Here is an 8423-nt window from a genome sequence, read left to right as displayed (position 1 = left end):
GACCTGATTTCAGGCGAATACATCCAGCCCCAGCTGGTTTTGTCACCGCAGGAAGCCTTTTATGCGGAACGGGAAAGTCGCTCCCTGCAAGAAGCGGTTGGTCAGGTCTGTGGGGAGTTTGTCATGTGCTATCCGCCCGGGATTCCGCTTTTGTCACCTGGTGAGCGCGTAACCCAGGAAATTGTTGACTACATCATCTTCGCCAAGCAACGCGGTTGCTCCGTCCAAGGGACAGAAGATCCAGATGTCAACTTCATCAATGTCATTAAGGAGGTCTAGTCATGGAAATGTGGTTTTCAGAAGTCCAGACGCCCGATGTCAAATTATCCATTCGGACCAGCCAGCAGCTCTATGCTGGAAAAAGTGAATACCAGGACATCGCAGTTCTGGATTCCCCAGCCTTTGGAAAAATTTTAACTCTGAATGGCCGGGTTCTCTTTTCGGATGCGGACGACTTTGTTTACAACGAAATGGCAGTTCATGTGCCCATGGCGGTCCATCCCAATCCCAAGAAGATTTTGATTCTGGGTGGGGGTGATGGCGGTGTTGCCCAGGTTTTCAGCATGTACCCTGAAATTGAGCGCATCGATGTGGTTGAGCCAGATGAATTGTTGGTGGAAGTCTGTCGGGAATATTTCCCTGACTACGCAACAGGCTTGGAAGATGAGAGGGTTGAAGTCTATCTGCAAGATGGACTGCGTTTCCTACGCAACTGTGAAAACGAGTATGATATCATCATCAATGACGCAACAGACCCTTTTGGGCATACAGAAGGACTTTTTACCAAAGAATTTTATGGCAATGCCTATCGGGCCTTGAAGGAAGACGGCATCATGGTTTATCAGCATGGCTCACCTTTCTATGATGAGGATGAGTCCGCCTTTCGCTCCATGCATAGAAAGGCCAGCCAATCCTTTCCTATCAGCCGGGTTTACCAAGCCCATATTCCGACATCTGCGGCGGGCTATTGGCTCTTTGGCTTTGCGTCCAAGCAATACCATCCCATCGAAGACTTTGATCGGGAAAAATGGAAGAAGCGCCAGCTTTTTACAGAATACTATACAGCTAATTTACATGTGGGAGCCTTCATGCTGCCCCGTTATGTGGAAGAAATTTTAGAAGAAGAGGAAAGAAAATGAGTCGTTTATTAGTGATTGGCTGCGGTGGTGTAGCCCAAGTTGCCATCAGCAAGGTTTGTCAGGCAGAAGATACCTTTAAGGAAGTCATGATTGCCAGCAGGACCAAGTCCAAGTGTGATGATTTGAAGGCTGCTTTGGAAGGAAAAACTTCTGTAAAAATCGAAACTGCCCAAGTGGATGCGGACAAGGTGGAAGAAGTCATCGCCTTGATCGAAAGCTACCAGCCAAAAGCTGTCTTGAACGTTGCCCTGCCTTACCAAGATTTGACCATCATGGATGCCTGCTTGGCGACGGGCGTGGACTATATTGACACGGCCAACTACGAGTGCGAGGATACAGAAGACCCTGAATGGCGGGCCATCTACGAAAAACGCTGTGCAGAAGAGGGCTTTACGGCCTACTTTGACTACTCCTGGCAGTGGGCCTATAAGGAGCGTTTTGAAAAAGCAGGGCTGACAGCTCTTTTGGGCTCCGGATTTGATCCAGGGGTGACCAGCGTCTTCTCAGCCTACGCATTGAAGCACTATTTCGATGAGATCCACTACATCGACATCTTGGACTGTAATGGCGGTGACCATGGCTATCCATTTGCGACCAACTTCAACCCTGAAATCAACCTGCGTGAGGTTTCTGCCCCAGGTTCCTACTGGGAAAATGGCAAATGGGTGGAAGTCGAGGCAATGTCTATCAAGCGGGAATATGATTTCCCAGAGGTTGGTCAAAAAGATATGTACCTCCTTCACCACGAAGAAATCGAATCCCTGGCTAAAAACATTCCAGGTGTCAAACGAATCCGCTTCTTCATGACCTTTGGCCAATCCTATCTGACCCACATGAAGTGTTTGGAAAATGTTGGTCTCTTGCGGACTGACCCAATCAATTTCAACGGTCAGGAAGTGGTGCCGATTCAATTCCTCAAGGCCCTCCTGCCAGACCCTGCCAGCCTTGGCCCGCGTACCGTTGGCAAAACCAACATCGGCTGTATTTTCACAGGTATCAAGGACGGCGTGGAGAAGACCATCTACATTTACAACGTTTGTGACCACCAAGAGTGTTACAAGGAAGTGGGTTCACAAGCTATTTCCTACACAACTGGCGTGCCAGCCATGATTGGAACCAAGCTGGTTATGGATGGTACCTGGAAGAAACCAGGTGTCTACAACTTGGAAGAATTGGATCCAGATCCATTTATGGACCTGCTCAATCAGTACGGTCTACCTTGGCAGGTAGTAGAAAACCCGATTTTGGTGGACTAGATGAGAATTGATCAAGTCCCAACGCCAGCCTATGTCATTGACGAAGGCAAGCTGGTCAAGAATTTAGAAATTCTCAAGTCTGTCCAAGACCGTACAGGCTGTAAGGTTCTCTTGGCCCAAAAAGCCTTCTCCATGTACGCCACCTATCCCCTTATCAGCCAATATCTGGCTGGAACCACCGCATCTGGCCTTTATGAAGCCAAACTGGGTCGTGAGGAGTTTGGGGGCGAAGTCCATGTTTTTGCTCCAGCCTTCAAGGATACGGATTTGGAAGAAATCTTAGAAATTGCAGACCACATCGTCTTTAATTCTGAGCGCCAGTTGCGCAAGCACGTAGATAAGTGCCGAGCAGCTGGAGTCAGTGTCGGCCTGCGAATCAATCCTGAATGTTCTACCCAAGGTGATCAGGTTCTCTATGACCCCTGCGCAGCGGGTTCTCGTTTCGGTGTTCGCATTGACCAGTTTTCAGAAGATTTGCTGGACTTGGTGGATGGCCTGCATTTTCATACCCTTTGCGAGCAAAATTCGGATGATTTGAAAACCACCTTGGAGGCTGTCGAGGCCAAGTTTGGTCCCTATCTCCACCGCATCAAGTGGCTCAATATGGGGGGCGGCCATCATGTGACCAGAGAGGACTATGATCTGGAATTGCTGATTTCCTCTATCCAGCACATGCAGGAAAAATATGGGCTGGAAGTCTACATCGAGCCCGGTGAGGCCATCGCCCTCAATGCGGGCTATCTGGTGACAGAGGTCTTGGACATTGTGGAAAATGGTATTGAAACCTTGGTGCTGGATGCTTCGGCCACCTGTCACATGCCGGATGTTCTAGAAATGCCCTATCGCCCACCGCTCCGCCATGGCTTTGAGGCAGGGGAGAAGCCCTATACTTACAGACTGTCTTCCAATACCTGCCTGACGGGTGATATCATCGGCGATTATTCCTTTGAAAAACCTGTGGAGATTGGCGACAAGCTCTATTTTGAAGACATGGCCATCTATTCCTTTGTTAAAAACAATACCTTCAATGGCATCGGCCTGCCTAGTTTGGTCTTGATGGATCAGACTGGCGACTGCCGAATTATCAAAAGTTTTGGCTATGAAGATTTCAAGGGGAGGTTGTCATGATAGAAAGTCCAAAAGCAACGGGCTACCGCATGCCTGCTGAGTATGAGCCTCATCACGGCACCCTCATGGTGTGGCCGACCCGTCCTGGATCCTGGCCCTTTGATGGTCAGGGGGCAAAAAAAGCCTTCTGCCAGGTCATTAAAACCATTGCTGAGAGCGAGCGGGTCTATCTCTTGGTGGATGAGGCGCACCGAGAAGAAGCCCAATCCATGCTGGGGGAAGGCATTACCTACCTGGACATTTCCACAAACGATGCTTGGGCGCGTGACACAGGTCCGACGGTTTTGGTCCATAAAAATGGCAGAGCCTTGTCTGTTGATTGGGCCTTTAACGCTTGGGGCGGAAGTTATGATGGACTCTATCAGGACTATGAGGCAGATGATCAGGTGGCTAGCCACTTCAGTCAGGCCATCGGTCTGCCAGTTCATGATGCCCATCCTTTTGTGTTAGAAGGCGGAGCCATTCATAGCGACGGTGAGGGAACCATTTTGGTGACCGAATCCTGCCTGCTCAGTCCAGGCCGCAATCCCCATTTGAGCAAGGACCAGATCGAGCAAGTACTTCTAGATACTCTCGGAGCTGAAAAGGTTCTATGGTTGCCACACGGTATCTACAATGATGAAACCAATGAGCACGTGGACAATGTTGCGGCCTTCGTCGGCCCAGCTGAACTGGTTTTGGCCTGGACAGATGATGAGTCAGATCCCCAATATGCCATGTCCAAGGCAGATTGGGACTACTTGGAAAAGCAAGTGGATGCCAAGGGCAGAAAGTTGACCGTTCATAAACTGCCTATTCCAAAACATCCCATTCTGGTAACGGAAGCGGATTTGCCAGGCTATGTTTATGAAGCGGGGGAAGAAGAACGAACGGCAGGTGAACGCCTGGCGGCTTCCTATGTTAATTTTTATATCAGCAACGGTGCGGTCTTGGTGCCCCAGTTTGATGACGAGCATGATGCGGTGGCACTTGAGCTACTAGCGCAGCTTTTTCCCAGCAGAAAAGTCGTCGGCATTCCAGCCCGTGACATCCTGCTTGGGGGCGGGAATATCCATTGCATCACCCAGCAGATTCCCCTTTATGGGGCTAAATGACTCTGATACAGCGTCAAGCCGAATTGGCATACTACCAGTATAGCCGGCTCCGGCCTTCCTTATCTCAGAGCCATTGTATCGCCCATAAAGAACTTACGAAAAGGATTGAAATTATGAGAAATGTTACTGTTGCGGCTGTTCAGATGCAGTGCAGTCAGGATGTAAGGGAAAATCTGGCGACCGCAGAGCGTTTGGTCAGGCAGGCAGCTGGTCAGGGAGCGCAGATTATTCTCCTGCCAGAGCTCTTTGAGCGCCCCTATTTTTGTCAGGAACGCCAGTATGACTATTACAGCTATGCCAAGTCTGTTGAAGAGAATGATGCCATCCAGCACTTTATCTCTATTGCCAAAGAATTGCAGGTGGTCTTGCCCATTTCCTTCTATGAAAAGGATGGCAATAGTCTCTACAATTCCATTGCGGTCATTGATGCGGATGGGATAGTTTTAGGAGTTTACCGCAAGACCCATATCCCTGACGACCATTATTATCAGGAGAAGTTTTACTTTACGCCTGGCAATACTGGATTTAAGGTCTGGGAAACACGTTATGCCAAAATCGGGATTGGCATCTGCTGGGACCAATGGTTCCCAGAAACCGCTCGATGTTTGGCGCTGAATGGAGCAGAATTGCTCTTTTACCCAACAGCCATTGGTTCGGAGCCGATTTTGGATACGGATAGTCAAGGTCATTGGCAGCGGACCATGCAGGGACATGCGGCGGCCAATATCACACCGGTCATTGCGGCCAACCGTATCGGCTTGGAGCAAGTCCAGCCATCTGCGGAAAATGGAGGTCAGTCGTCTAGTCTACGTTTTTACGGTTCATCCTTTATGACGGATGAAACTGGTGAGCTCTTGACCAAGGCTGGCCGAGATGAAGAAGCAGTCTTGCTGGCCACTTATGATTTGGACAAGGGAGCGCGTGAGCGCCTGGACTGGGGACTCTTTAGAGACCGCCGACCACATATGTATCAGAAGATTGTGGAATAAGAAGAAAAAGCCTATCTAAAGGATGTATATCACCAGACAGACTTTCCTGTCTGGTTTTTTTGTGATAAAATATGGATAGCTAACTGATACAGAATCCTAATGAGGAGGCGACTATGGACCAAAAAGTAAAAAATCTGCTGGATGACTGGGAAATTGACAATCCTGCCTTGTATGAAATTGCAAGTAGTGCGCGCATGAAAATATTGCAACTGGCCGATAGAGTAGACGAAGAAGTGAAATATGGCGGTATTCTGTTTGCTGCACCAGTCCCCTTTTGCGGCATTTTTGTCTATAAGCAACATGTTTCTGTTGAATTTAGTCATGGTGCCAAGATTGTAGACACGCACGGTTTATTAGAAGGCAAAGGCAAAGGCCGTCGTCATGTCAAATTACATACGCTTGAAGACCTTGAAAATAAGCATTTAACGGAGTACTTACGATTGGCGCAAAAAGCAGCAGAATAAGATGCCAGTCTTCTAACTCAGTTTCCTGAATCAGCCATCACAGCCAAAGTTGTTGCCCTATCGGATAGGGTAGTCCAACTATTTTCAGACAGGAAAAAGTAAGTCAGGCGGTCTGACTCGTAAAAAAGTAAAAGCCCTCGTAAAAAGGGCTTTTACTTTTTCCTAAAATGCAATCAATTTATTGCCGCTTTTGACGCGGCTGATGGCCATGGCAATGACAAAGTAGAAGAGGGCAAAGAGGAGGAGGATGCCAATAGTCGGCAGGTAACTGGAAAGGCTGCTATCCACCGTCTGGTTGCTTTTGACCACATAGTAGACGGGGAAAAGTTTGGCAAAATTGAGAACGGGTTCTGATAGAACTTCTAGGGGAACAAAGACACCCGATGTGAAGGAGAGGCCAAGGCCGAGGACAGTGGACAAACCTGAGTAGAGGAAGCGGTTATTGCCAATGATGACAGACGCCAGAAAAGCCATGGAAAGGGCAGCAGTCGCAAAGGCTAGAGATACCAGCACATATTTGAGGAAAATAGGCTGGGTGACAAGGCTAGGCCTAAAGGCTAGGGCACCGAGGATAAAGAGGGCCGTGATGAAGAAGGCCACAAAGCCACATGCCATTAGCTTGGACTTGTTGATGGATACAAGACTGGTGGATGAAATCAACTGCCGTTGCAGGATCTTTGTCTCCTGGAAGTTGGACAAGAGCAGGCCAAAGAGACCGATAAAGATGGCAATCAGGGCATAGGTCATAAAGTTAAAGTAGAAGCTGGCCCAGTTGCTGGCTTCGTTTTGTTTGTTTGATTCCTGACCTTGCAAGAGGGTTACTTTGGCTTCCTTGGAAAAAGTTTGATTGAGGGCTTCAAAGTCGGTCTGGCCAGCGGTTAGCACCGCATTGGCAAAGGTGAAGTAGCCATTGGTCATGGAATAAACCAGGTTTGAACTATTGGTATTGATGGTGATGATTTGGACAGGGGAGGTCTTCTTCAAAATACCTTCTTCCAAATCTTCAGGCAGGACAATGATTCCATCCATTTCCCCGATAAAAATGCGTTCCCGCAATTCTTCAACAGGCTTGCTAGACAATTCGACATCGTGGTTTTCTTCCAAGTAGTCTTGGAAGGCATCACCTAGTTTGCTGTCTTCCTGCCGAACCAGAATCAGATCCAGACGGGTGTTTGAAAAATCTCCTCTTTCTTGAGGGTCCAGGCCCTGGTTGACTGCCGAAAGGATAAAGAAGATAAGGGCATAGGTGAAAATGTGCCATTTCATCCGCCAGATGCTGGTCATCAAGTATTTAAAGACTGTCATAGCGATTCCTCCTTAACAACAAGGTAGCCAAAGCAAGGGCCAAGAGGGCATAGACTCCCAGAACGATGGTTGCAAAGAGCAAGTTGTCTCGATTTGCCAGATTGTTTACCTGATAGAGGGTATCTGTTAGGATGGACATGGGATTGTATTTGGCAAAGAGTGGAGCAACTTTGTAAACGAGGAAGCGAATATTCAAGGACATCATACCCGCCGCAAAGGCTAGGAAATTGGTCAAGAGGACAGCAATCATGGTTTTGGTCGCTTCCTTGAGTTTCTCAACAGCACCCAAAGCATATCCCAGAGCTGTACCGCAGAGATTGCCCATGAAAACTAAGAGTAGGCTTTCTAGCGGCTGCAAGAAGACTTGAACCTTTAAAATGTAGACCACATAGGCATACAAGAGCAGATTGGCTATCATGGTCAAGCCCATGGTGACGAAAAAGGAAGATAGGATGAAGGTTGACTTTTTAAAGGGGGAGGAATTCAGGCGGGCACCCAGGGTAGACAAATTGGGCTGGATAATGATACAGCTGGAAATGGCTCCAAACATGGAATAGAAGCAGGCCATGGCAAAGAGGGAGTAGAAGTAAACCGCCATGGGATTCGTTTTTTGCTCCTCCTGTCGGACAGGGGAGTTTGAAAAATCAAGATAGTTTGCAGTTTCTCCCAATAGCATGATTTGTTCCATCTGGCTGAGAATGGATCGAATGATGGAAGGTTTGACACCGCTCAGGCTATTCACCACCATCTCAGAGTCCTTGTTGACATAGGCCTCGACTTTTTTGGATTCCAGCAAGTCTATCCCTTCCCCATCATTTTCAACAAGGGTGATGTCAAAGAGTCCTGTTTCTGGAAAGACATAGGCCGCAAAGGATTCTTCTTGTACAGCGACAGGAATACTTTCCACTTTAAAGGTAAAGACATTGGAGAGAGCTACATGGTAGAAGGTAGCTAGAAGAATGGGGAAGAGCAGGACCCAGAAGGTAAAACTCTTCTCCCGCAGGGTCGCCTTTGCCAGATAAGTAGCAGATCTTAGAAAATCATTCAT

The 8423-nt window shown here is 48.1% G+C and carries 8 protein-coding genes and 1 pseudogene; 7 read left to right on the top strand and 2 right to left on the bottom strand.

Annotated features, from left to right (window positions below; all coding sequences use genetic code 11):
• The 7 genes and pseudogenes from ACEYCN_RS09585 to ACEYCN_RS09555 all read left to right on the top strand — a co-directional run.
• Positions 1-279, top strand: a pseudogene (locus ACEYCN_RS09585) (arginine decarboxylase); the annotation flags it as partial.
• A 2-nt stretch (positions 280-281) separates the two neighbouring features.
• Positions 282-1139, top strand: coding sequence for a polyamine aminopropyltransferase (gene speE, locus ACEYCN_RS09580; protein ID WP_373714050.1), 858 nt, complete (start codon positions 282-284; stop codon positions 1137-1139).
• Positions 1136-2395, top strand: coding sequence for a saccharopine dehydrogenase family protein (locus tag ACEYCN_RS09575; protein WP_373714049.1), 1260 nt, complete (start codon positions 1136-1138; stop codon positions 2393-2395). Before speE ends, ACEYCN_RS09575 begins: the two co-directional genes overlap by 4 nt.
• On the top strand, positions 2396-3523 hold the full coding sequence (gene nspC, locus ACEYCN_RS09570) for a carboxynorspermidine decarboxylase (protein ID WP_373714048.1): 1128 nt from the start codon (positions 2396-2398) through the stop codon (positions 3521-3523). It abuts the gene before it with no gap.
• Complete coding sequence (gene aguA / locus ACEYCN_RS09565) at positions 3520-4617, top strand: agmatine deiminase (protein ID WP_373714047.1); 1098 nt, start codon at positions 3520-3522, stop codon at positions 4615-4617. Before nspC ends, aguA begins: the two co-directional genes overlap by 4 nt.
• A 113-nt stretch (positions 4618-4730) precedes the next feature.
• Positions 4731-5606 (top strand): N-carbamoylputrescine amidase, encoded by an 876-nt coding sequence (aguB, locus tag ACEYCN_RS09560; protein WP_373714046.1) that lies wholly within the window; start codon positions 4731-4733, stop codon positions 5604-5606.
• 113 nt (positions 5607-5719) lie between these two features.
• The gene (locus ACEYCN_RS09555) at positions 5720-6070 is read left to right on the top strand and encodes a DUF1801 domain-containing protein (protein WP_373714045.1); all 351 of its coding nucleotides are present in this window, start codon (positions 5720-5722) and stop codon (positions 6068-6070) included.
• Between the two features lie 162 nt (positions 6071-6232).
• Here ACEYCN_RS09555 and ACEYCN_RS09550 read toward each other — a convergent pair whose 3' ends face one another.
• Positions 6233-7375 (bottom strand): ABC transporter permease, encoded by a 1143-nt coding sequence (locus tag ACEYCN_RS09550; RefSeq protein WP_373714044.1) that lies wholly within the window; start codon positions 7373-7375, stop codon positions 6233-6235.
• Positions 7362-8423, bottom strand: coding sequence for an ABC transporter permease (locus ACEYCN_RS09545; protein WP_373714052.1), 1062 nt, complete (start codon positions 8421-8423; stop codon positions 7362-7364). The genes ACEYCN_RS09550 and ACEYCN_RS09545 overlap by 14 nt, the downstream gene beginning before the upstream one ends.

Origin of the sequence: Streptococcus sp. (assembly GCF_041802885.1) — a bacterium.
In the GTDB taxonomy this organism is placed as follows: domain Bacteria; phylum Bacillota; class Bacilli; order Lactobacillales; family Streptococcaceae; genus Streptococcus.
The sequence above is the reverse complement of the archived record's forward strand: the minus strand, read 5'-3'. Positions and strand labels throughout refer to the sequence as shown.